This is a genomic window from Bacillus cereus group sp. Bce019 (assembly GCF_051781745.1).
In the GTDB taxonomy this organism is placed as follows: domain Bacteria; phylum Bacillota; class Bacilli; order Bacillales; family Bacillaceae_G; genus Bacillus_A; species Bacillus_A cereus.
This window is the reverse complement of sequence record NZ_JBPWJX010000014.1, coordinates 90,800-116,158: the sequence shown is the minus strand read 5'-3', so window position 1 is coordinate 116,158 and position 25,359 is coordinate 90,800. Positions and strand designations below refer to the sequence as shown.

Below are 25,359 nucleotides of genomic sequence, written 5' to 3'. Positions count from 1 at the left end.
TCATATGATTATGCGGTTTGGATATGTCTCACATGCAATGGCACTCTGGAACTGTTCTCCTGCCAAAACAATGACATTTACAAGCTTTAAGAAACTCAGCAAGCAAGAGCGAGAAGACAAACTATACCATGTTATAAGGCAAAATTTAGAGCACACAATACGTATCCTTCATTACAATATAGCGCATGAAATCCCACTATATCGCCTATCGTCTTCTATCGTCCCACTTGCAACACATCCCGAAGTCGAGTTTGACTATATTGGGGTATTCACACCACTTTGGCATAAAATAGGGACTTTAATTAAAGAACACAATTTACGAATAAGTTTTCATCCAAATCAATTTACGCTATTTACAAGCGACAAGCCACATATTACTACTAACGCTATTACGGATATGGCTTATCATTATAAAATATTGGATGCTATAGGCATTGCAGATTCTTCTTACATTAATATTCATGTAGGTGGAGCCTATGGAAATAAAGAAAAGGCTATTGAGCGCTTCCATGAAAACATAAAAAAACTTCCTACACATATAAAAAAACAAATGACTCTTGAAAATGATGATAAAACCTATACAACCGCTGAAACTTTATCAATTTGCCAAAAAGAAAATATCCCATTTGTATTTGATTATCATCATCATATGGCCAATCTTTGCGAGGAACCACTAGAAGAGTTGCTTCCTGCAATTTTTGAAACTTGGTCACATACAAATATCTCTCCTAAAGTTCACATTTCCTCCCCGAGATCGGAAAAAGAATTTAGGGCTCATGCTGAATATATCGATTTAGAGTTTATCAAGCCTTTCTTACACATTGCAAAAAAACACAATCATAATTTCGATATTATGATTGAAAGTAAACAAAAAGACTTAGCACTATTCCAATTAATAGACGAACTTTCTGCTATAAGAGGAATTAAAAGAATAAGTGGTGCAATGTTACAGTGGTAAATTGTAACTTTGCACCATTTTTTCAAAAAAGTAATTTTTATAGTAAAAAACATCCTATTTTATATGCTATTATTTAAATTAGCATTTTCTCCCCTAGATTCAACTTTATTGAAACGGAGTCATAATATGATTAATCAAAAAAATTATATACAATCTGGAATAATATACATATTTATATTTGCTCTTTGGATATTCCTTATACCAAATGAGTTGAATATAAAAGAAATCGGGATTCTTTTCTTATTCTGTTTCGCTTCACTTTTTTCTTGCTATTGCTTATGTAAAGCGATTAGAAAAATGACGCATGGTGATAAGTTATTTTGGATTTTATTACTATGTACTTGTCTATGCGGGTTAGCTATGGAGATAACTTTATTCCTTCATTCACTTTCCATTCATGAGCAAGTTATATTCTCATATAAAGCATTACCTTTTTTTATCATACAATATGTTTTACTCTTTGTTGGATTTGCTATAAAGTTTATAAAAATTTACTCTATTAAGGGTCTTGCTCAATTTTCATTCGATAGCATCTTTATTGTTATTATGAACATTTATTTCAATTTAACTTTTATATTGGACCTTTCAAGCTTCCGTATGTTAACAAAGGAAACTTGGATTTTAATTGGCTATTTCATTGCACAATCATTAGTAATTTACGCCGTTATTAGCCTTTATAGAAGAGAACAATATTCTTCTAGTAGAATTGCATTAATTATCGGTTTCACTATTATACTCGTATACGGTTACATTCATCTGTTTCAATTGAATTTTGGGATGAAAACTTCTCCTGAATTTAATTATTTAATACACACTGCTTCTATTTTATTAATTGGACTTTCTTCCATACTGTATATTTTAGACAAACCAATGCAGCATGAAACGAAAGCAAAATATTACCGATTCGATTATGTACGTTTTATACTACCTTATTTTAGTATAATTATTACTTTTGCCTTTATTATCATTCAACCTTGGGATGATAAATTCATGTTAATCGGTCTCGTATTATCACTTATTTTGTTATTCTTGCGGCAACTTTACATGTGGAAAGATAATCAAGCACTAATTCATACATATGAACAGTTGACTACACAACTAGAGGACGAAGTTGAAGAAGGTGCATTTGCATTATCAAAAAGTGAACAACGCTATAAGTCTTTATTCGAAGATCACCCCGATGCCGTTTTCTCTTTAAATATGAATGGCATTTTTCAACAATCTAATAAGGCGTGCGAAAGCTTATTTACTGCCTATTATTGCGAAGTGGCAAGCTATTCTCTGGTACACTTCATTGATTCAAAAGACCACGAACTACTAAAGAAGGCTTTACAAATTACAAAGGAAGGTAGGCCACAAACGTTAGAAGTGCGTACAAAAGAACAAGAAGGCTATTATTATTATCTCCATATTACACTTATCCCTACTTTTATAAACAAAGAAGTGGTCGGAATGTTTGGGATAGCGCGTGATATTACCACTTTATATGAAAAACAAAAACAAGTAGAACATTTAGCCTTTCACGATGCACTTACTGGATTACCAAATCGTCGAAAGTTCGAAAAAGATTTAAAAGCCATTTTAAATACAGCTCAAACTAACGCAAATGATGTCGCCGTCATGTTCCTTGATTTAGATCGATTTAAAAAAATTAACGATAGACTTGGTCATGACGTCGGAGATTTATTATTAATTGAAGTAGCAAAAAGATTACGCGGTTGCTTGCGTTCAAAAGATATCGTCGCTCGCCAAGGTGGAGATGAGTTTACAATTCTATTACCAGAAATGTACTCAGAAAAAAGTGCAATTTTTATAGCTGAACAGATTTTAACTATTTTAAACAAACCATTCTTCATTCAAGGCGAAGAACTCTCTATTACACCAAGTATCGGAATTGCGATGTACCCTGATTATGGAACTGATGTAAATGAGTTAATGAAAAATGCTGATATGGCTATGTATCGTGCTAAAGGAAATGGAAAAAACAGATTTGTTTTCTTCTCAAAAGAAATGAGTATCGCTCAAAATGAAATTCAATTCTTAGAAGGTGAACTTTCAAAGGCATTACAACAAAATGAATTTTTCCTTGAATACCAGCCACAAGTAAGCACAAAAACAAAACAAATTATCGGTTTTGAAGCATTAATACGTTGGAAGCATCCAAAACTCGGTATCGTATCTCCTGCCCAATTTATCCCTCTAGCAGAGGAAACTGGTTTTATTATTGAACTTGGCAATTGGATTTTACGTACTGCCTGTTTAGAAGCAAAAAGATGGCATAATCAAGGTTTCTCTCACTTAAAAGTTGGTGTAAATTTATCTGTTGTTCAATTTAACCATACAGATTTAATCCCAACTATTTCAAAGGTGTTGAAAGAAACAGAACTGAAACCAGAAGCACTAGATATTGAAATTACGGAAAGCATCGCAATTAATCAAAATCAATCTGTAGTTGCAAAACTAGAACAACTTCAAAACCTCGGTATTCAAATTTCAATCGACGACTTTGGAACTGGTTATAGTTCTTTAGCTTATTTAACAAAATATCCAATCAACACATTAAAAATCGCTCGAGAGTTTATTTGTGGAATTACAACTAGCCCTTTAGAAGAAGCAATTGTCTCTTCCATTATTACACTATCAAAACAACTAAATTTAAAAGTGATTGCAGAAGGTGTAGAAACGGAAGAAGAATGGGAATTTTTACATAAACAAAATTGTGATCACATTCAAGGATTCTTTATTAGCAAACCTGTTTCTAGTAAAGACGTTTGGATGTTACTCCATAAAAAAACAACCGCCTAAGTAAGACGGTTGTTTTTTAATATTCAAAAGGTAAATCTTTAGCTAATTGTACCTCTTGATCGTTATGAGTAATTATATGGCTTTTCTCTAATGCCGTATCGCCTAATGAAATACCCCATGCCATCGCTAACGTTAATAAACTACCAATAAGTAATTTCTTCATATTCCATCACCCACATTTTTTATTTTAATATATCATGAAAATTTATCTCTATTATATGCAATTATGCATACCCATTTTTTAGGATATTTATCTACTGATTTTATTTACGAGAGCTTCTTTATATGCATGCATTTCTAATATATCAAAAAAGAAACTTGCCTTTTTATATGCATCTTCAACCTCTGCCCCATCGTACTCCAACTTCCCTAGGCATTCACCTTTTTGATAATATAGCTGTCCAATTAATGCCATACTATTAATTCGGCATGATATTTCAATCGCTTTATTTACTTGATAAAGTGACTCTTCATATTGATTATCTAAATATAATGCTTTTGCATGATTATATCTTACCTTCACTTCAAATTCTTCATTATCATGCAACACCTCTAATTGTTTTAATATATCTTCAAATAACTCAATACTCTTCTTAAAATAGCTATTTTCAGCATAAATATTTGCAATCGCATTTTCTATATAAAGATTTTGGTATACGTCTATTCCAGCTAACTGTTGATTTAACAATTTTTTTAATTCTAAAATACAATATTCGTAATCAATTTTCTTTAATATGTAAGCTGCTACATGATATTGCCATTGAAGAAATTGCTGGAATTCAGGATGATATTCTTCCTTTTTCAGCTCATTCCATACTTTATTATAAATTTCTTTATATTTCTTTTGCTTACAAAGCATAATGATTTGATCTTTAAACTGTTTTTTTCTTTCAATATCGGAATAAATGAGTACCTCATAAAAATGAATAATAGGAACTTGTAATTTTGCTGCGATACCTTGCAATATATCCATACTTGGGTATACCGCACCCGATTCAATTCTACTCACTTCCGATTGATGACATATATTATCGGATAACTGTTTCTGTGTTAATCCTCTCATCACCCTAATTTTCTTAATTTCACTTCCTAATTTTTCTGCGTGCATACTTACTCACCATCCCATTAGAACAATCTAATTTTTTGAGTTGTCATACCACTACAATAATGTGAATTCGACAATTTTTGATATGAAATAATGCATAATATATATAAAATTCGGCAAATTTTTCATACAATTCATCTCACATACAATAATAGATTAGGAGTGTTATAGATGAATTATAGAAAACTTGCTAGTGCTTTCGTTACATTCGGTCTTCTTTGCCCTTTATCAACAGAAGCTATTCATGCTCAAGAATTAAACAAAAGTGCAGTCAAAGTTGAAATTGCTCAGCCTGGTTTAACAATCGGGAAATTAACACAACCTCAAAATGATACGAAAGAAAATATTGCTAAAAAGTATTTAAAAGGTGAGGTAAATGGGGCAAAAGCTCAACAAGAACAAGTTACTACTGAAAAAAATGTAGATTTCCAACCTACAAATAAAGAAACCAAAGAAAATCAAACCGAAGTTCGCCTTGCACAAACATATAAAAACTATAAAGTATATGGCCAAGATCTCATTGTAAAAGTAGATAAAAATGGAGTAATCACAACTGTTAGTGGTAAAGTTGTTCAAAATTTAAATCAACAACCTAATCTTACTATAACAAATTTTTTGTCGAAAAATGAAGTAAAATCTAAATTACGCGATATAGTTCAAATTCCAAGCGATGCAGTTGAGACAGAATTCTCTAGCGAAACCGTTGTTTATAAGAAAAAAGATGGCTATTATACATTCGCAACTGTTATTACATTTACTTATGAAAACAATGAACAAATTATAAACGGCAATGCTATCGTTGATTTAAAAACTGGAGAAGTACTTTTCCAAGAAAAGTTCATTAAAAACAAAGAGAATAAGACTATAAATCAAGTAACATCACCTAGATTATCCCCTGCAAGTGAGCAAGGAACTGGGAAAAATGCACTTCAAGAAAACATCTCTTTCAATATTGCCAAAGGAACTGATGGAAAATTTTATTTAGCGGATTTATCACGCGGAAATGGTATTTATATTTATAATGCAAACTACGCCGATTCCCTTGGAGGATATAGTCAAGCTGGTTATCCAGGGACACTAATTTCAAGTAGTACTCCTAATTTTGCAGATAAAGAAGCCGCGGGCGCTATGAAGAACATGAGTGATATTTACGATTACTTTAAGAAAGAACATAATCTAAAAAGTTACGACAATAAAGATTCAAAAGTTGTTGCTAGTGTACACGGTTTTGATTCTACTGAAGTTAGTGATGGTGTAAAAGAAGACTATGTAAATGCATTTTGGCATCCCGCTTGGAACCAAATGGTATTTGGTGATGGTTTAGACGGAAAACTAACATCCGCTCTTGATGTAACAGCTCATGAATTTGGACATGCTGTATTCAGCGGCACGACGAAAAATAAAGTCGTGAGATATCCAAGCGCTGAAACATCTGCACTAAACGAGGGATTAGCGGATTTCTGGGGTACACAAATCGAATATTACGTAAAGAAAGATAAAGGAAACTGGATTATGGGCGATACATTAGGTGGCCTAACAATTCGTGATATCCCAAGGGAAATTGGTGACGGCGGTCATAAACTATATACAAATTTACAAGATTTCTATAACGATGGTAATAATCAAGAATCACACGTGAATTCTGGTATTATCAGTCACGTATTATATCAATTAGCTGAAGGTAAAACATATAACGGTGTCGCTGTTCAAAAACAAGGAAATGAAAAAGTAAGTAAAGTTGTTATGCGTGCATTGCAAAATTATGCAACTTCCGCTGAAGACTTTGAATCACTTCAATCTCATATCGTACAAGCTGCAAAAGATTTATATGACACTTCCGTATCAAATGAATTTGCAAAGGCATTTGAAGCACATGGTTACAAACCATTACAAAAAGTAAATCAAGTAATAGAAGTACAATAATTATAAAAAGAAGGTTACCTCTCATAGGCAGCCTTCTTTTTATATCCAACCCTTTTCTTCCGCAATTGTAATTGCCTCAATTCTATTTTTCGCATCGAGCTTCGTTAATACTTCAGAAATATAATTACGTACTGTACCCGGCGAAAGATAAAGTGCCTTCGCAATTTCGTTTGCCGTCTTTCCTTCTTTCGCAAGCAACAATACTTCCTTTTCGCGATCTGACAACGGATTTTGCTCCTGCCATAGGCCGAACATTAAATCTTGGGAGACCTCTCGTTTTCCCTTCATTACATTACGAATTGCTGCTGCTAAATCTTCACTTGGGCTATCCTTTAATAAATATCCGTGCACACCAGCTTTCATTGCTCGTTCAAAATAACCAGGTCTTGCAAATGTTGTTAAAATCATTACTTTGCATGATGATTTTTCTTTCTTTAAAGTCTCAGCGACATCCAATCCACTTTGAATCGGCATTTCAATATCCATAATACTTACATCTGGCTTTAACGATTCAATTAATTTTAACGCCTCTTCCCCGTTCGCAGCTTGCCCAATTACTTCGATATCATCTTCTAGATCAAGCAGGGCTCCTAATGCACCACGAAGCATCCGCTGGTCTTCTGCAATAATAATTCGAATCATGCCCTCACCTCATCTTTTCCTGTTCTAATAACAACTGGAACTTTTACCGTTAATAACGTCCCTGGATTAATTGTACCTAATTCAACAAATCCATCAATAAGAGCAATTCGTTCTTTCATGCCGCGAATACCATTTCCATCATGATTTTGATCTGTTAAACCGATTCCGTTATCTTCTACTTTCAAAATCAGTTCACCTTGTGATTCTAATACAGAAACTGCGCACCGCGTTGCCTTACTATGTTTTACAACATTTGTAACGGCCTCACGTAAACACATCCCGACAATATTTTGTTCAATTGGTGATAACGAGCTCGATCTTGCTTCTTGCCTCACTTCTAATTCAATATTAGCTGCTTGTAAGATCGCTTTTATTTGCTCTAGCTCTTCTTCTACCGTAATCATACGCATATCAGAAATTAATTCTCTCAGCTGTTTTAAGGCTGTACGAGACGTTTGTGTAATTTCCTTCGCTTCCGCACTTGCACGCTCTGGATTTTTCACAATTAACTTCTCTACAAGCTGGCTTTTCAAAGTAATAAGAGATAACGTATGCCCTAATGTGTCATGAAGATCTCTTGCAATCCGCTGCCGTTCTTCACGTTTTACTAAGTCTTTAATTTGCTCGTTCGCCTGATCCAATTGATTTCTTAACATCTTTTTCTGATTAAAATTGCGCATACCAAATGGCGTAAGAAGCATTAAAATAAACATTGGAACGATATTTACTAAACTTGTAGTTGTTAGTTGATTCATATTTACAAATAAAAATGCTCCAAGCATGATAACTAACGAACATAACAGCACTCGAAATACTTTCTTATTTGGCGCAAATCCCATCGCACTTGCTGTGAAAAAGCCAAAAAATATCATAAAAGGATTATAAAATAAAGCAAATAAAAAGATGAGTACCATTTGAATACACGCCCAAAAAACAAACGTCCTCTGAACAAAATAAAGCTGACGGTATGTGACGATAAAAATTATCAACATACCGCTTCCTATTACAAGCTTCCATCCTGATGCCTGCGCTAAGTGATAAATTGGAAATAATAGATAAACAAACCACATATACGGGAAGAATCCCATATGTTTCGGAAAAATCTCAATCCTCTTCTTCTCTATCATTTATACCGCTTCCTGTCTTTTTCTTATATATATTGATACTACAACAAATATAAGGAAATAACCTCCTAATACCGCGATATTTTCCCATCCAATTGATTTTCCAGCTACAATATCCCACGCACCACTTCCGAAATGGTATGTCGGTGTCCATTCACCAATCGTTCTTAATATTTTTGGGAATACTTCAATCGGCATCCATAACCCGCCAACTATAGCTAAACTCATATTTAAAATATTTGCTAAGCCAGCAGCTGCGTCCGCCTTCTTAATGGAACCTATTACTGTTCCTAACGCTAAAAATGGTGTTACCCCTAACAATAACCATAATCCCGCACCAATCCATTGCCCTACCGTTAACTCAACATGATTAATTAGTATCCCTGCAATAAAGATAACTAATATTGAAAAAGCATTTACTACTGTTTGAGCGATAATTTTTGCTGTTAAATATGCTCCCTCTGGAAGCGGTGTAATTTTTAGAAGATGTGTCCATCCTTGCCCTCTTTCCTGAGAAAGTCTCACACCGAAACTAAAGAGTGCAGTCCCTACAATACTGAAAGTTGCCATCGAAATTAAATAATGTGCTTTCCACGCATCTCCGTTTTGTGGTACTTGAACAACATTTGTGAAAATGTAGTAAAACATAACAGGCATTAATAATGAGAAAAAGATAAATAATTTATTGCGGAATGTACGTAAAATTTCTATTTTGCATTGCATCCATAATGCTCTCATGCGATTTCCTCCTTCTGATTTGCGACAAACTGTTCGAATGCTTCATCAAGACTTCCACGTTCAACTGAAACATCTGTTACAGGTAAACTCTTTTGATAAATGGCTTTTAAAGTTGCATCCGTATCCTCCGTTGTTAAAATGAAGCGTCCTTCGCTTGACTTTACTTCTGTTACATTTGGTAATTCCTTTAGTAATTTTGTAGGAATGCTTTCCTTCGAGTAAAATGTGATTGTTTTTCGCGAAATCGTCGCTTTCATTTCGTCTGGTGTACCATCTGCGATAATCTTTCCGTTCGCAAATAATAAGATACGATTTGCTAAAGCATCTGCTTCTTCTAAATAATGCGTCGTTAAAATAATTGTTTTCCCTTCACTTGCTAACTTTCGAATCGTTTCCCAAAACATTCTTCGAGACGTAATATCCATTCCGACTGTCGGCTCATCTAAAAATAACAAATCTGGATTTCCCGCAAGTGCAAGCGCAAAATTCAACCTTCTTTTTTGCCCACCTGATAACTTCTCACATCTTTGCTTTCGCTCTGATTCTAAATTTGATAACTGCAGTAACGTTTCTTTCGCTATAGGATTCGTATAATAACTACGGAATAACTCGATTGCCTCTTCCACCGTAATACTATCAATGACACTTACTTCTTGCAGCATCGCACCGAGGCTATTACGAACATCTCTATGCTTTGGACTCTTTCCAAATATAAAGACCTTACCTTCTGTCGGGTCCTTTAATCCAAGCATCATCGACATCGTCGTTGTTTTCCCCGCACCATTCGGACCAAGTAACGCTACTATTTCCCCTTTATTTACATGAAATGAAACATTATTTACTGCGTTTTTATGTTTAAATGTTTTAGAAACACCATTTACTTCAATAATCTTTTCCATCTCTCCACCCCCGCTGTTTCTTATATTTACATTGTATTACTTGGAAAACTTAGGAAACAGTATGATGCGTCATGACATCGATATGACAATTGTCATGTATTCTTTATGAGAGGAATCAACCCGCATATCGCAAGCGAGTAGCAGGACGAAAATAAACATGATACAATCGGATAAGATATATATTCGAGGAAGGACAGTGGTTTTCATGATTATTCGTAATGAACAAGATTTAGAAGGCTTACGAAAAATCGGCCGCATCGTTGCGCTTGCACGTGAAGAAATGAAAAAAGAAGCGAAGCCAGGTATGACAACGAAAGAGCTTGATTTGATCGGTAAAAAAGTATTAGATGAGCATGGTGCTATTTCTGCACCTGAAAAAGAATATGATTTCCCAGGTGTAACTTGCATTAGTGTAAATGAGGAAGTTGCTCATGGTATTCCAGGAGATCGCGTATTAAAAGAAGGCGACTTAGTAAACGTCGATGTATCTGCTGCACTTGATGGCTATTATGCAGATACAGGTATCTCATTTGTTCTTGGAGAAGACGAAGCAAAAGAAAAGCTTTGCCAAGCAGCAGTTGATGCATTTTGGGCAGCAATGAAAAAGGTTAGAGCTGGCTCAAAACAAAATCAAATTGGTCGTGCTGTTTCAAACTTCGCACATAAAAGTGGATACAATGTTATTCAAAACTTAACTGGTCACGGCATTGGTCTTAGCTTACATGAAGCACCAAATCACATTTTAAGTTACTATGATCCAATGGATAATGCGCTTCTAAAAGACGGTCTTGTTATCGCTGTAGAACCGTTCATCTCTATGAAAGCTGATCATATTATTGAACGTGGTGACGACGGCTGGACATTCGTTACACCTGATAAAAGTCTTGTTGCACAATGTGAACATACCGTTGTCGTAACGCGCGGCGAACCAATAATTTTAACAGAAATCTAATACCAAAAACGGCTGTTTTGTAGATTTATTCCACATAAAACAGCCGTTTTTATTTTTGGGAAAATATGTGAACTACTGTTGAACTCTTTATCATTTAAGTATATAATCTTTAGCGGAGGTTACTTAAGCTTATCTTTACTAAAAAGATATTGTAACTAAAAACACCTTCTTTCTTATTGTTTAAACAGTCTCAAAAATGACCGTAGTAACGTGTTAGTCGAATATTCTGTAATTCTTATATCCCTCTAACAATGTAAGAAACTATCATCTTTCAACTTCGGTCCACTAATCGCACAACTCTCTTTAGACAAAATAAATGACTATTTTCAAAGTACATATTGTCTTCATTCTGACCAAAACCAACCCTATCTAGCTTTTTATCTCCACATAACTTTAAGGCAAAAATAAGCCTTCACAAAGGGATACACTACATTGGTTAGTATGTATCGTAAAACTTACCTTTATAACCATTCTTTTTTACTAGATATACATGAAAACTATCTCACATATAAAGGTCTGATATCATTCTTTATATCAGTATTTTTTTCGACATTTTTTGTCGAATTGTGTATATTTCCATAGAACTGTGTAAATATACATTTTGTTTTACGTTAAACAATTTTACTTTGAACATAATCCTGTTTGTCTGAGAACGCGTATAGAAACGGAGGGATAGCAAAAATAAATAGCTTATAACAAATACTTTTAATATTCCATTTGTTCATGTGGAATAAGTCCCCAATGGACAAATGAATGTTCAGAGGAGGAAAAATGAAAAAAATTTTCAATGTATGTTTAATTGTATTCGTACTATTTTCGCAACTTGCTAGTTTTCCATACAATCAAGTAAAAGCGGAAACCTTAACAGGAGATTCCTTATTTGACACTGTTGAAATGAAAGATGCAACGAATCATATTATTGACGAAGCAAAAAATCCTAACAATTTAATAAAGATAGGATCAATCATTCAAGTAGAATACGCTTGGTCAATAAAGGATCAACAAGCTGCACACGCAAATGATACAGCAGTAGTTCAAATACCACTTGCATTAAAAGTATCTAAAGATTTGCAAGGAGATTTAGTAACAGATCAAAAAAATATTGGTCAATATTTTATAACAGCTAAAGATAATAAATTAAAATTAATATTTAATAATCAAGTAGAAAATTTGAAAGACGCTAAAGGAAAAATTAAAGTTGATACCGTGTTTAACTCAACTTTAAAAACTGGAGAAAAATCAGTTCAAATCGCTTTTCCTTTAGGAACAATGGTTCAGCCTATATCAGTTCCTGTTCAAGTAGAAAACTCTAAAGAAGATAGCACCAAACAGGATACTAATAAACAAGCGCAAGATCCAGTAGCTAAACCTGTTACTGACAATCCGGAGCAAGATCCAGCAACTAAACCTGTTACTGATAATCCGGAACAAAACCCAACAACTAAAACTGTTACCAATAATCCGGAACAAAACCCAACAACTAAAACTGTTACCAATAATCCGGAACAAAACCCAGCAGCTAAAACTGCCACTGATAATCCGGAACAAAACCCAGCAGCTAAAATTGCCACTGACAATCCAGAACAAAAGCTAGCAAGCGACCCTGCTGAGAATACAAATTCAGGTCCAAAGCAAATAACAACAAACATTTTAACCAGTGTAAAGTTGACGGATAAAGACGGAAAACCATTTACAGAGGATAACCGTCCAAGTACAGATTCCCCTGCCAATATTGAGTTTACATGGGAACTTTTAAAATCAATGAATGTGAAAAATGGAGATTACTATATTTTTGATCTTCCTAAACATTTTAAGATTTACAATACAATTAACAGTCCTTTATATGATAGTGAAAACCATCAAATTGGTAATTTTACTGTTACAAAAGATGGAAAAGTCACGATGACATTCAACGATTATGTTGAAGAGCATCCAGATGTTGCTGGTAACCTACAATTAAAGACAGAATTTAATAAAGCTGAAATTAAAGGTACAACAACACAAGAAATTCCTTTCCCGATTAAAGATAAGGATGTTTCTATTACAGTTGACTTTAAGCCTAATGTACAAACAGCTACGAATAAAAAGGGTTTACCTGATAGACCAATTAATACAAATGAAATTAATTGGAAAGTAGAGATGAACAAAACGAAAGACCCCCTTAAAAACGCTGTTTTTAAAGATAACATTCCACAAGGTACAAGCTTAAATAAAGATTCTATTAAAGTTTATTATTTAGAAGTTGATGTTAATGGGAATGTAACGCGTGGTGCAGAAGCTGAGCCAACAGATTACAATATTATTTCATCAGATGGCTCAAAATTGGAGATTGCTTTCAAAGATTCTATCAATAAAGCATATCAAATCGAATATGCCACAAAAATTACTGATGAAAATATTAAAAGTTTCCGAAATAACGTTACGATAACGAGTGATAATCAAAAGCAACAAAACGCAAGTTCTACTGTAACGGTTTCTCGTGGTACACACTTAAATAAAACAAGTAAATATGATCCAAAGACGCAAACAATTGAGTGGACAATTACTTACAATGGTGATCAAAGAGAGATCAAAAAAGCTGATGCGATTTTAAAAGATATTTTTGACGATACACACGAACTAGATGCAAATTCTATTGTTGTAAAAAACGCTTCATATAATGAAAAAGGAACGCTTGTAACAGGAGACGCTGTTAATAATTACACTGTAAATAACAAGAAGAATGGATTCGATTTACAGTTTAATGATGATATTAATAGTGCTTATGTGATTACCTATAAAACCAAGCCAACTAATAAAGTTATAGAAGATGGAAAAGTAAAAAATAAAGTTACAGCTGATAATGATTCAAGTAAAGAAAATGAAGCTAGCTTCAAGCAGCAAAATATTATTAAATCTAATAATAAAGCTGAAACAAATTATAAAGACAAAACAACAACTTGGACAATTATAGTAAATAATAACAACTATCCATTAAGCAACGCGATTATTACGGACACCTTTGATCATGGTGGATTACAATTAAAAGATAAGAAACTAGAAATTAAAGACGGAAATTATACCCTTCAAGCTGGGACTGACTATGTTTTAGATGTAACAGATAAAGGCTTCAAAATTACTCTTATAGGTACGTATCAGTCTAATATGACAAAGACATTAGTCGTAAAATATACGACAGACTTTGATTATACAAAGCTAGAAAGTGGTAAAACTTCATTTAAAAATACAGGTAACCTTTCTTGGATAGATACGGATTCTAATCCACAATCAAATAAAGTTGAAGCTAATTTCGATCCTGATACTTTCACAAAGGCAAATGGTTATAAATACGGTTCTTATAACGCCCAAACGAAGGAAATTACTTGGATAATAGGCTTTAACTATAATAATGTTGAGATTAAAGATCCTTATGTTATAGACGTAATACAAGATAAACAAAAATTAGTGCCTGGATCCATTGAAGTGCGCGATATGATTCTAAATGGAAATCCTGATAATGCACAACCTGGTAATGCTGTACCAACTGAGAAATATGAACTTGAAGAACCTACAGAGAAAAATAAAAACACCCTAAAGGTTCATTTCAAACAATCAATTAATTCACCTTACTATATTATCTTTAAAACAAGCCTTGATGGTGAACTTATCCAAGGCACCTACAAAAACGAGGCAGATTTAAAAGATGGCTCTAAAATCGTAAACACCCTTACAGGTGACACTCAAGTAAATAAAGGTGGCAGCTTCGTTACTAAAAAAGCTGTGCAAGACGACAACTATATTAATTGGAGTATCGCAATTAACGAAAGCCAATCAACCATTGCAGATGCCGTTGTAACAGATGATCCAACCGAAAATCAGGTAATTGTGGAAGATTCATTCCACTTATATCCTACAACTGTTGATCCATATGGAAATTTAACAAAAGATACAGTAAACGAATTAAAAGAAGGAACAGACTATAAACTCAAAATAACAACAGACAATAATACCGGAAAGCAACATTTCGAAATTGCCTTCTTGAAAAAAATTGATCGAGCTTATATTTTAGAATATCGCTCACTTATTAATGCAGACGATAAAGAAAAAGTAAGTAATAAAGCGAAAATCACAGGCAATAAGTTGACAGTTAAAAACACAGAAACTACTGAAACGATTGAAGTGAGAATGTCTTCTGGTTCAGGCGGAGGATCTGCTACTAAAGGCCGTGGAAACCTTGAAATTATAAAGGTAGATAACGACAATAAGAACGCACTATTAGCTGGGGCAGAATTTACTTTATACGATCGTACAGGTAAAACTGTTATCCGTAAAATTACAACAGACAAAGACGGTATCGCTAAATTTAATAATTTAAAACGCGATAAATATTTATTAAAAGAAACAAAGGCTCCTGAAGGCTATGTAATTAGCTGGGATTTAAAACAAGGGAAAATTGTTGAACTTGGTACACAAGAGACTACAACATATAAACTTGCAAATAAGAAGTTTGTCGGTAAAGTAGTTTTAACAAAGTCTGATGACCTGAATAAAAACGTCACACTGCAAGGTGCCGTTTTCACACTACTTGATAAAGACAAAAAAATAATTTCAGAACACGAAAAATTAACAACAAATAATCAAGGACAAATTACTGTAGATAATTTAAAACCAGGAACTTACTACTTACAAGAAACAACTGCTCCTGAGCATTATAAATTAGACAGTACACCTATACAATTCACAATCAAAGAAGATCAAACAACAGTAATAAACCGAACTGCAACAAACAGTTTGATTCCAGGATCGGCCATTTTAACAAAATTCGATAAAGATGGAAAAACTTTAGCAGGTGCGGAGTTCAGTGTACGCGATCGATATAACAAAGTAATTCGTGGATATGAAAAATTAACGACAAATGATCAAGGACAAATCGAAGCAAAAGATTTACGCCCTGGAGACTATCAATTTGTCGAAGAAAAAGCACCTAAAGATTACGACATAGATAAAAAACCAATTGAGTTTACAATTATAAAAAGTCAAAAGAAAGCACTTACTGTTACAGCGACAAATCACCTCATTAAAGGTGGTGTCACTTTAACGAAAGTCGATGATGTCGATGGCACTGCCCTTGAAGGTGCTGTATTTAAAATTGTCGATGCGAATGACGAGAAACAAGTAATTCGTGAAAATATAAAAACAGGTTCAGATGGAAAAGTTACCGTTAAAGATTTAGAGCCTGGTGCTTATAAATTTATCGAAACAGAAGCTCCTAAGGATTATATGTTAAGTACAAACCCTATCGAGTTTACAATTGATAAAAGCCAACAAGCTCTTGCTACTGTTACGGCAAATAACAGCTTAAAAACGGGCGAGGTTGAATTATTAAAAGTTGATGAGTTTGGTGAGAAAAAACCACTAGAAGGTGCTGTATTCAAACTTGTCGATACAAATAATAATGACGTTTCCCCTCACACTAACTTAACTACTGATAAACACGGTAAAGTTAAAGTTAGTAACCTACGTCCTGGTACGTATAAATTTATTGAAATAGCTGCTCCTGAACATTACGTTTTACGAGCAGAACCTATTGAATTTACAATCGATAGAAGTCAGAAAGAAACTCTACTTGTGAAAGCTGAAAATGCTTTAAAACCAGGAGATGTTGAATTAACAAAAGTTGATGATATCGATGGTACAGCTCTTGAAGGTGCTGTATTTAAAATTGTTGATGCAAATGATGAAAAGAAAGTTATTCGCGAAAATGTAAAAACTGGTGCGGATGGTAAAGCTATCGCTACTGGCTTACGCCCTGGCGATTATAAATTTATCGAAGTAACAGCACCGAAGTATTACGACAAAAATACAAAACCAATTAAATTTACGATTACAGAAAGTCAAACAACTCAGGCTACTGTTACCGCTAAAAACAGCTTAACAAAAGGCGGTATTGAGTTAACAAAAGTGAATGCTGCAGATGAAAAAGAAACACTTGAAGGTGCAGTATTTAAAATCGTTAATAGAGATACTAATGAAGATGTTCGTACGGACCTTGTTACGAATAGTAAAGGAATGCTAGTTGTAGATGACTTACGTCCTGGTAACTATAAGCTTATCGAAACAAAGGCTCCAACTTATTACGATGTAAATGTAGAACCAATTGAATTTACAATCGAAAAAGGACAACAAAAACTCCTTCCACTTACATTTAAAAATAGTTTAACGAAAGGAAAAGTTAAACTTATTAAAGAAGATGATGTGGAAAGTAGTAAAGCTCTTGCCGGCGCTGTATTCACATTGCAAGATGCAACTGGCAAAGAAATTATGAAAGATTTAACAACAGATGATTACGGAGTATTAGTTATTCCTGATTTAGCACCAGGGGATTATCAATTTATCGAAACAAAAGCCCCTGAACATTATAAATTAGACAAAACACCTATTAAGTTCACAATTAAAAAAGGTAGTAAGGAAGATCTTCCTATCCCTGTTACTGTAAAAAATAGTTTACTTACAGGTGGCGTCACTTTAACAAAAGTTGATGATGTTGATGGCACTATTCTTGAAGGTGCAGAATTTATAATCGTTGACGCTCATGATACTAAAAAGGTAATTCGCAAAGGTTTAACGACTGATAAAAACGGTAAAATTTCTGCTTCTAATTTACGTCCTGGAGACTATCAATTTATTGAAGTAAAAGCTCCAAAAGACTATACCTTAAGCAAAGACCCTATTCCGTTCACTATCGAAAAAAGTCAAAAAGAGAATATTACTGTTACTGCTACTAACAGTTTAAAGAAAGGTGCAGTAACATTAACAAAAATTGACGACATCGATCGTACGATGCTCGAAGGTGCAATCTTTAAGATTGTTGATATGAATGGTAAGGAAGTTCATACGAATCTTGTTACAGATAAAAACGGTAAAATTTCTGTTTCTGATTTACGCCCTGGAGACTATCAGTTCATTGAAACAAAAGCTCCTGAGCACTATGTATTAGATGAAACAACGATTCCATTTACAATTGAAAGAAGTCAAACGAAAGAAATCAATGTTACAGGCAAAAATGCTTTGAAAAACGGTAGCGTTGAACTAACAAAGATGGACGATATTGATATAAATACAAAACTTGCTAACGCCGTATTTAATTTATTAGATGCAGACGGAGAGCTAGTTAAAGAAGGCTTAAAAACAAATGATGAAGGTAAAATTGTTGTTGAAAACCTACGTCCTGGTACGTATCAATTCGTTGAAACAATTGCTCCTGAACATTACGATTTAGATAAAAAACCTATCGTATTTACAATTAAAAAGAGCCAAACTGAAACTCTTCATGTCACTGCTACAAATGCTTTAACAAAGGGTGCAGTTAAACTTTCTAAAGTTGATGATGTTGATGGCACTGTTCTTAAAGATGCAGTATTTAAAATTGTTAATATGAATGGTGATGTAGTTCATAAAGACCTTGTTACAAATGAACAAGGAATAATCGAAATTAACGACCTACGTCCTGGTGATTACCAATTTATCGAAACGAAAGCTCCGAAGCATTACGTTTTAGATGAAACACCAATCAAATTCACTATTGAAAAAGGACAGAAGAAAGCTATTTCTTTAACTGCTACAAATAGCTTAAAACAAGGTAGTATCGAATTACTTAAAGTTGATGATTTAAACACTCAAACAAAACTTGCCGATGCGGTATTTAATTTACTAGATCAAGATGGCAAAGTACTTAAAACAGATTTAAAAACAAACAGTGAAGGTAAAATCGTTATCGAAAACTTACGTCCTGGTACGTACCAATTCGTTGAAATAACGGCTCCTGAACACTATGATTTAGACAAAAAACCAATTATATTTACAATTGAAAAAAGCCAAAAAGATATTGCTACCGTTACTATGAAAAATAGTTTAACAAAAGGCGGCGTGGAACTTTCTAAAGTGGATGACGTCGATGGCACTACTCTTGAAGGCGCAGTATTTAAAATTGTGGATATGAATGGTACTGTAATTCGCAAAAATCTTGTTACGAATCAACAAGGTAAAATTAGCGTTTCTGACCTACGTCCTGGTGATTATCAATTCATCGAGACAACGGCTCCGAAACACTACGATTTAAACAAAGAGCCAATTCCATTCACAATTACAAAGAGCCAAGCTGATCCTATCTCCGTTACAGCTACAAATAGCTTAACGAAAGGCGCTGTGGAACTTTCTAAAGTGGATGATGTAGATGGTACTGCTCTTAAAGATGCGGTATTTAAAATTACTGATCTGAATGGTAAAGACATTCGTACTGAGCTTACAACAGATGTACACGGAAAAATTTCTGTTTCTGATTTACGTCCTGGGGACTATCAGTTTGTTGAAACGAAAGCTCCTGAACACTATAAATTAGATAGTACACCTATTAAGTTTACAATTAAGAAAAGCCAAAAAGAAAAGCTCCAAGTTACTGCTACAAATAGCTTAACTGAGGGTGCTGTAGAATTAGTAAAAGTGGATGATATAAATCCAGATACAAAACTTTCTGATGCAGTGTTTAACATCATCGATGCGAAAGGTAAAATTGTTCGCACTAATTTAACTACTGATAAAGATGGGAAGATTACTGCTACGAACTTACGCCCAGGAGACTATCAATTCATTGAAACGAAAGCTCCGAAGCATTACGATTTAAATAAAACACCTATTAGCTTCACTATCGAAAGAAGTCAACTAACTCACGCTTCTGTTACTGCTAAGAATGGCCTAACAAAAGGTGGCGTGGAATTAACGAAAGTTGACTCTATAGATAAGAAAGAAATGCTAGAAGGTGCGGTATTTAAAATTACTGATTTGAACGGTAACGACATTCGTACGAATTTAGTTACCAATAAAGACGGAAAAATCATCGCTAAAGACTTACAACCAGGAGACTATCAATTTATTGAAACAAAAGCTCCTAAACATTACGACTTAAATGAAGAACCAATTAAGTTCACAATCGAAAGAAGTCAAACAAAGCATGTCTTCGTTACAGCTATTAATAGCTTAACGAAAGGTAGTGTTGAGTTAATTAAAGTTGATGATGCCAAGCAAAACACAACACTTGAAGGTGCAGTATTTAAAATTGTTAATAAGGATGGACACGATGTTCGTACCGATTTAACTACTGATAAAAACGGCCGTTTAGTTGTGGATGAATTACCGCCAGGAGACTATGAGTTTATCGAAACAAAAGCTCCTGAACACTATGACTTAAACAAAACACCTATTAAATTCACAGTTAAAAAAGGCCAAGAAAAAATCGCCTCTGTTACTGCTACGAATAGCTTAACTAAAGGCGCAGTTGAATTAACTAAAGTTGATGACATCGATGGTACTACTCTTGAAGGAGCAATCTTTAAAATTGTAGATATGGACGGCAAGGATGTTCGTTCTGATTTAACTACTGATAAAGATGGGAAGATTTCTGTTTCTGATTTACGTCCGGGAGATTATCAGTTCATTGAAACGAAAGCTCCAACTGGCTATGATTTAAACATTAAACCAATTCCTTTCACAATTACGAAAGGACAATCTCAGATTACCTCTGTTACAGCTTTAAATAGTTTAACAACAGGTTCAATTGAGTTAACTAAAGTTGATATTGATCACCATGGAACACTTGAAGGTGCCATTTTCAATATTTTAGACCAAGATGGAAAAATCATCCGAGAAGGTTTAAAAACAGACCAACACGGAAAAGTAATCGTAAATGATTTGAAACCTGGTAATTATCAATTAGTAGAAACACAGGCTCCTAAAGGCTATCAATTAGATGCATCACCAATAAACTTTACAATTGATAAAGCCCAAGCTACACCACTACAAATTACAGTTTCAAATAAAAAGATTGAATCTTCGTCAGGTGGAGATGACAAGCCAGTTACTCCTCCAAATAAAGAAGAGAACAAAGGCAATGAAACATCTGAGAAACACGAAAACGGAACTTCCGAAGAAACATCGAATAAAACAGATAACAAACAGCAAGATGATCGAAATACGGATAAACACCTTCCAAATACAGGTCATAAAGAAGACCCTACACAAACAGTAGGTATCCTTCTTCTACTAGCTGGATTATTAAGTATTTTGGCTACAAAACGCAAAAAAAATTATTAATAATTTTTTCACATCCAATCAATCTCTCAATTGATTGGATGTTTTTTTATACAAAAAGGACGATACATAAAGTATCGTCCTTTTAACGGGGTGAGGCTGCCCAAAAGTACGGAAAACCTTTGAACAGCCTCTTATTTTCATATGGATGCCTTACATATATCACTGATAATAATTATGAAATGCGGAAACATAATTACCATCAACTGATTCAAACACGAGAAATGAAACCCTACAGTGGTTCCATTTCTCTACATAATCTAAAGTTTGGGTACACTAGATTCATGCAATGTAGGAGCTTTCAGAGTAGAAAGCGAACCTTCGTTTAAAATGATAGCATACATATCTTCCTCAAAAATATGCAAATATGCATATATTGTTTTTATTTCTCAATGTCAGAATATTGAAAAACAAAAGACTCGAAGGTAAAATAAAGTCATTATCCGTCTTCTTTTGTCAGTCACAGAGAATAGAAGAATAGGAGAGGAAAAAATGAGAAAATCATTGAAACAAAAAATAGTAAGCTCTTTGCTTGCTGTATCACTCGCTGTTAGCTTAGCTCCAATTGGGCAAGCAAAAGCGGATTCCACGTCAGAGGTTACACAAACTCCATCTATTACAAAACAGATTGATCCAAACCGCGCGATTGAACATGTTCGTTTCTTATCTGAAACAATTGGTCCTCGCCCCGGTGGAACAAAATCCGAAGAATGGGCTTCTCGTTACATTGGTATGCAGCTTAAATCAATGGGCTATGACGTAGAATATCAACCATTTCAGGTGCCCGATCAATACGTTGGATTCATTGAATCACCACTATCAACAAAACGTAATTGGCAAGCTGGTGCTGCTCCTAATGCACTCATTTCTACAGAAGCTGTTACAGCTCCCCTTATCTTTGTTCAAGGTGGGACAAAATTAGAAGATATTCCAAATGAAGTAAACGGTAAAATTGTTTTATTTGAAAGAGGAACGACAGTTACAGACTATAATAAACAAGTTGAAAATGCTGTTAGCAAAGGTGCAAAAGGTGTTCTTTTATACAGTTTAATTGGCGGACGCGGAAATTATGGACAAACCTTCAATCCCCGCCTAACGAAAAAGCAATCTATCCCTGTCTTTGGTCTTGCTTATGCGCAAGGAAATGCATTTAAAGAAGAAATCGCTAAAAAAGGGACAACAATTCTTTCCCTAAAAGCGAGACATGAATCTAAATTAACATCTCTAAATGTTATCGCCAAAAAGAAACCAAAAAAGAGTACAGGTAATGAGAAAGCAGTCGTTGTAAGCTCGCACTATGATAGTGTTGTCGGAGCACCTGGCGCAAATGATAATGCTTCTGGAACTGGATTAGTATTAGAACTAGCTCGTGCTTTTCAAAATGTAGAAACTGATAAAGAAATTCGCTTTATTACCTTTGGTTCTGAAGAAACTGGATTACTTGGTTCGGATTATTACGTGAATAGTCTATCCCAAAAAGAACGCGACCGTATTTTAGGTGTCTTTAACGCCGACATGGTTGCAACAAATTATGATAAAGCAAAGAATTTATACGCTATGACACCTGATGGCTCTACAAACTTTGTAACAGACGCTGCCTTGCAAGCAGGTAAACAACTAAATAATGACCTCGTCCTACAAGGTAAATTCGGTTCTAGTGATCATGTTCCATTTGCTGAAGCTGGTATTCCTGCTGCTCTATTCATTTGGATGGGTGTCGATAGTTGGAATCCATTAATCTATCATATTGAGAAGGTATACCATACACCTCAAGATAACGTATTAGAAAACATTTCACCTGAACGAATGAGAATGGCATTAGACGTTATCGGAACAGGAGTTTATAACTCGCTTCAAAAACCTGTTCCTCAAACTGAACAGAAAGCTGCTTAATCATTTAAAAGACCACTGATTTTATCAGTGGTCTTTTATTGAGAAAAAATATATATGCATAAAAGCATATTTTATCCTACCCATTATCGTATACAATATTAACTGTAACAACACCGATTACAACTAATAAGGAGGCTTTTTCTATTATGAAAAAAATGATTTTAGCAGGTGCATTAACTTTAGCAGGAATTACTGGAGCTACTGCGTTTATTCCTGAAACAAAAGTCGCTGCTGCCGCTCAAGAACAAAGCTTTACAAAATTTTATTCTTTGCAAACTGGAGGTAGTTCTGAACAAGAACCTATTTTCCTTCAAAAAGGACAAGAACTAACAATTCATCCTAACAGCAAAACTCCTAGTTACAGTGTTTATGACTCAAATCATAACCTAATTGGACGTTATTCTGATGGTTACGGCCGAATTTTCACTGCAAAAACAGATGGAAATATGTATGTTCAATTTCATGCACCTTACGTTTACTATAGTCCTGTTAGTTTTTCTGTTACTTATACTATTCAATAAAAAAGAGGTCCTTTATAGGGCCCCTTTTATTTCTCTTGCCAATTCACTTTTACGAATCCATCTTTCACTTTTAATCCGCTTATATTCAATACATACTCTTCATTTGCTTTTAAAGTAACTGTAAAACTACCTTTTTTCGATTCACAGATTTCCTTTAACTCTTTTATACCTTCTCCTCGTCTTTCATACACGCTAAAACATAAGTTCCCTCGTTTTGCATCTGTCTCATAAAAAAATGTCACTTCTGTGTCCTTCTCATACTGAAGTTCAATATCTTTACCGGCAATATCCCATGATGAGAATTTCGCCTCGTAACTTGTCTCCCCTTGCTTCTCATTTTCTAAATATATATCTCCTGCTTTCCACACGTCATCTAACGTTTGTGCAAAAGCAAAACCACTAAATAATACAAACATTGTACTTGCCAATATCGCAACTAATGTTACTTTCTGTTTTTTAACAAAGTTCATCTTATATTCTCCTTCAACTTTCTTTTTACTTCTTCTTACCATATATAACAAAAAACCGATAAAAAATGGAAATATAACCGCTAAGACACTCCAGCCTTTACTCATTTGATGTGCTTTAGCATCTGTATATACCCATGATGCAACACATATTAAAAGTGCTATAAAAGCTAAAAACATCGTCACTCCAGCTACTTCAAATAGTACAAACGGATTAGCGAACTCTTTCATGTAATTTATACTCCTTCTTTAAAAATGACTGTATTACAACATATATCGGAATGTATACATGCATCATAATCACAATGGCTATTAACATAGGAATTTTATAATCCAAATGAGTGACAAATTGTTCTATAACAATTGTTAACAAAACAATCCAAATGGTGTGAATACAAATCATCCATTTCCTCTCTAACTTCTGAGCCTTTCGCACGCCCTGCTTCGTGTTATTTATTAGCTCTTCGCTTGGAGTTATCTCTTCTGCTAAACTGCTCTTTATTTTCTGTTCAAATTTATCTTCCTTCATGAACGAACCCCTCCAAATGTTCTCGCATTTTCTTTTTCCCATAATTAAGCCGATACTTTACCGTACCAATCGGTATATTTAATATTTCGCTCATTTCTTTATAAGAGTATTGTTCATAATAGTAGAGTACGAGCACGGTTTTATATTTTTCATTCAATAGCTGTATAACTTCCAGTATCATTTCCGCTTCCACTTTTTGAATAAATTCTTCTGATATATTCACATCATCTGCGAAATCTATTTCTCCACCATCCTCTTTATGAAACAAATCCAATATTCGATCTTTCCACCTTTTTTTCTTACGATAAAAATCATAAAACGTACGAACACAAATTGTAGTAATCCATTTTTTATAATTCTCCACGTAAGAAAGTTGGTGCCGCGATGAAAAAACTTTTATCCATGTCTCTTGAAAAATATCTTCCGCGTCTTCTTTCGTCTTTGCTAACTTATAGCATAAGGAATATATTTGCTTCTTATATATATCAATTAATTCTTCTACCTTTTCTTCCATTATAAGCCTCCTGTCATTTATATAAGACGACGCAAATTCCCTTTTTGTTTGATAAAATTTTATTTTTTTATTATCTCTACATAAAAAGGCAATCACAACATCGTGTGATTGCCTTTTATTTAAAAACGAAAGTCCGCTTCCGCTTTTCTTTATGTCCAGCTCTGCCT

16 protein-coding genes are annotated in these 25,359 nt (G+C 34.1%); 7 read left to right on the top strand and 9 right to left on the bottom strand.

Annotated elements, in window-relative coordinates; genetic code table 11:
* The first annotated feature begins 4 nt into the window (after positions 1–4).
* Complete coding sequence (uvsE, locus tag ACS2QP_RS18780; RefSeq protein WP_153582679.1) at positions 5–958, top strand: UV DNA damage repair endonuclease UvsE; 954 nt, start codon at positions 5–7, stop codon at positions 956–958.
* A 126-nt stretch (positions 959–1,084) separates the two neighbouring features.
* A complete protein-coding gene (locus tag ACS2QP_RS18775; protein WP_000609950.1) occupies positions 1,085–3,763 on the top strand; it encodes a DUF4084 domain-containing protein in 2,679 nt (892 codons plus the stop codon).
* Positions 3,764–3,779: 16 nt separating this feature from the next.
* On the opposite strand, the gene ACS2QP_RS18770 is transcribed toward ACS2QP_RS18775, so the two are convergent.
* Together ACS2QP_RS18770 and plcR are read right to left on the bottom strand one after the other, a co-directional pair.
* Positions 3,780–3,926, bottom strand: coding sequence for a quorum-sensing peptide PapR (locus ACS2QP_RS18770; RefSeq protein ID WP_000734731.1), 147 nt, complete (start codon positions 3,924–3,926; stop codon positions 3,780–3,782).
* Positions 3,927–4,013: 87 nt separating this feature from the next.
* On the bottom strand, positions 4,014–4,871 hold the full coding sequence (plcR, locus tag ACS2QP_RS18765; protein ID WP_000542909.1) for a transcriptional regulator PlcR: 858 nt from the start codon (positions 4,869–4,871) through the stop codon (positions 4,014–4,016).
* Positions 4,872–5,039: 168 nt separating this feature from the next.
* Between plcR and ACS2QP_RS18760 the strand changes: the two genes are divergently transcribed.
* Complete coding sequence (locus ACS2QP_RS18760) at positions 5,040–6,791, top strand: M4 family metallopeptidase (RefSeq protein WP_242259355.1); 1,752 nt, start codon at positions 5,040–5,042, stop codon at positions 6,789–6,791.
* A gap of 39 nt (positions 6,792–6,830) precedes the next feature.
* Here the strand turns inward: ACS2QP_RS18760 and ACS2QP_RS18755 are convergent, their stop codons facing one another.
* From ACS2QP_RS18755 to ACS2QP_RS18740, 4 genes are read right to left on the bottom strand one after another with little or no spacing between them, the layout of a single operon-like run.
* The gene (locus tag ACS2QP_RS18755; protein ID WP_000619260.1) at positions 6,831–7,433 is read right to left on the bottom strand and encodes a response regulator transcription factor; all 603 of its coding nucleotides are present in this window, start codon (positions 7,431–7,433) and stop codon (positions 6,831–6,833) included.
* Positions 7,430–8,560, bottom strand: a complete 1,131-nt coding sequence (locus ACS2QP_RS18750) for a sensor histidine kinase (RefSeq protein ID WP_000570607.1) — start codon at positions 8,558–8,560, stop codon at positions 7,430–7,432. The genes ACS2QP_RS18755 and ACS2QP_RS18750 overlap by 4 nt, the downstream gene beginning before the upstream one ends.
* On the bottom strand, positions 8,561–9,295 hold the full coding sequence (locus tag ACS2QP_RS18745) for an ABC transporter permease (protein ID WP_001202431.1): 735 nt from the start codon (positions 9,293–9,295) through the stop codon (positions 8,561–8,563).
* Positions 9,292–10,194, bottom strand: coding sequence for an ABC transporter ATP-binding protein (locus ACS2QP_RS18740; RefSeq protein WP_000411127.1), 903 nt, complete (start codon positions 10,192–10,194; stop codon positions 9,292–9,294). Before ACS2QP_RS18740 ends, ACS2QP_RS18745 begins: the two co-directional genes overlap by 4 nt.
* Positions 10,195–10,351: 157 nt before the next feature.
* Between ACS2QP_RS18740 and map the strand changes: the two genes are divergently transcribed.
* From map to ACS2QP_RS18720, 4 genes are all read left to right on the top strand, one after another.
* Positions 10,352–11,146: a type I methionyl aminopeptidase gene (gene map / locus ACS2QP_RS18735; protein ID WP_047792083.1), complete on the top strand. Its 795-nt coding sequence runs from the start codon at positions 10,352–10,354 to the stop codon at positions 11,144–11,146.
* Between the two features lie 771 nt (positions 11,147–11,917).
* On the top strand, positions 11,918–21,271 hold the full coding sequence (locus ACS2QP_RS18730; protein WP_438882730.1) for a SpaA isopeptide-forming pilin-related protein: 9,354 nt from the start codon (positions 11,918–11,920) through the stop codon (positions 21,269–21,271).
* A 489-nt stretch (positions 21,272–21,760) separates the two neighbouring features.
* Positions 21,761–23,161, top strand: coding sequence for a M28 family metallopeptidase (locus ACS2QP_RS18725; protein ID WP_001232218.1), 1,401 nt, complete (start codon positions 21,761–21,763; stop codon positions 23,159–23,161).
* A gap of 146 nt (positions 23,162–23,307) precedes the next feature.
* The gene (locus ACS2QP_RS18720; RefSeq protein ID WP_000738221.1) at positions 23,308–23,682 is read left to right on the top strand and encodes a hypothetical protein; all 375 of its coding nucleotides are present in this window, start codon (positions 23,308–23,310) and stop codon (positions 23,680–23,682) included.
* A 26-nt stretch (positions 23,683–23,708) separates the two neighbouring features.
* Here the strand turns inward: ACS2QP_RS18720 and ACS2QP_RS18715 are convergent, their stop codons facing one another.
* Genes ACS2QP_RS18715 through ACS2QP_RS18705 form a run of 3 tightly spaced genes read right to left on the bottom strand, consistent with a single transcriptional unit; the run spans position 23,709 to position 25,192 of the window.
* On the bottom strand, positions 23,709–24,380 hold the full coding sequence (locus ACS2QP_RS18715) for an anti-sigma factor (protein WP_438882729.1): 672 nt from the start codon (positions 24,378–24,380) through the stop codon (positions 23,709–23,711).
* Entirely contained in the window at positions 24,364–24,678 is a 315-nt protein-coding gene (locus ACS2QP_RS18710; RefSeq protein ID WP_000656685.1) for a hypothetical protein, read from the bottom strand. The genes ACS2QP_RS18715 and ACS2QP_RS18710 overlap by 17 nt, the downstream gene beginning before the upstream one ends.
* Positions 24,665–25,192: an RNA polymerase sigma factor gene (locus ACS2QP_RS18705; RefSeq protein WP_153581994.1), complete on the bottom strand. Its 528-nt coding sequence runs from the start codon at positions 25,190–25,192 to the stop codon at positions 24,665–24,667. Before ACS2QP_RS18705 ends, ACS2QP_RS18710 begins: the two co-directional genes overlap by 14 nt.
* Between the last annotated feature and the right edge of the window lie 167 nt (positions 25,193–25,359).

Bases quoted from the DNA above. Each gene is read 5' to 3' on its own strand.
- uvsE (WP_153582679.1), top strand. From the start codon at position 5: ATGATTATGCGGTTTGGATATGTCTCACATGCAATGGCACTCTGGAAC.
- ACS2QP_RS18775 (WP_000609950.1), top strand. From the start codon at position 1,085: ATGATTAATCAAAAAAATTATATACAATCTGGAATAATATACATATTT.
- ACS2QP_RS18770 (WP_000734731.1), bottom strand. From the start codon at position 3,926: ATGAAGAAATTACTTATTGGTAGTTTATTAACGTTAGCGATGGCATGG.
- plcR (WP_000542909.1), bottom strand. From the start codon at position 4,871: ATGCACGCAGAAAAATTAGGAAGTGAAATTAAGAAAATTAGGGTGATG.
- ACS2QP_RS18760 (WP_242259355.1), top strand. From the start codon at position 5,040: ATGAATTATAGAAAACTTGCTAGTGCTTTCGTTACATTCGGTCTTCTT.
- ACS2QP_RS18755 (WP_000619260.1), bottom strand. From the start codon at position 7,433: ATGATTCGAATTATTATTGCAGAAGACCAGCGGATGCTTCGTGGTGCA.
- ACS2QP_RS18750 (WP_000570607.1), bottom strand. From the start codon at position 8,560: ATGATAGAGAAGAAGAGGATTGAGATTTTTCCGAAACATATGGGATTC.
- ACS2QP_RS18745 (WP_001202431.1), bottom strand. From the start codon at position 9,295: ATGAGAGCATTATGGATGCAATGCAAAATAGAAATTTTACGTACATTC.
- ACS2QP_RS18740 (WP_000411127.1), bottom strand. From the start codon at position 10,194: ATGGAAAAGATTATTGAAGTAAATGGTGTTTCTAAAACATTTAAACAT.
- map (WP_047792083.1), top strand. From the start codon at position 10,352: ATGATACAATCGGATAAGATATATATTCGAGGAAGGACAGTGGTTTTC.
- ACS2QP_RS18730 (WP_438882730.1), top strand. From the start codon at position 11,918: ATGAAAAAAATTTTCAATGTATGTTTAATTGTATTCGTACTATTTTCG.
- ACS2QP_RS18725 (WP_001232218.1), top strand. From the start codon at position 21,761: ATGAGAAAATCATTGAAACAAAAAATAGTAAGCTCTTTGCTTGCTGTA.
- ACS2QP_RS18720 (WP_000738221.1), top strand. From the start codon at position 23,308: ATGAAAAAAATGATTTTAGCAGGTGCATTAACTTTAGCAGGAATTACT.
- ACS2QP_RS18715 (WP_438882729.1), bottom strand. From the start codon at position 24,380: ATGAAAGAGTTCGCTAATCCGTTTGTACTATTTGAAGTAGCTGGAGTG.
- ACS2QP_RS18710 (WP_000656685.1), bottom strand. From the start codon at position 24,678: ATGAAGGAAGATAAATTTGAACAGAAAATAAAGAGCAGTTTAGCAGAA.
- ACS2QP_RS18705 (WP_153581994.1), bottom strand. From the start codon at position 25,192: ATGGAAGAAAAGGTAGAAGAATTAATTGATATATATAAGAAGCAAATA.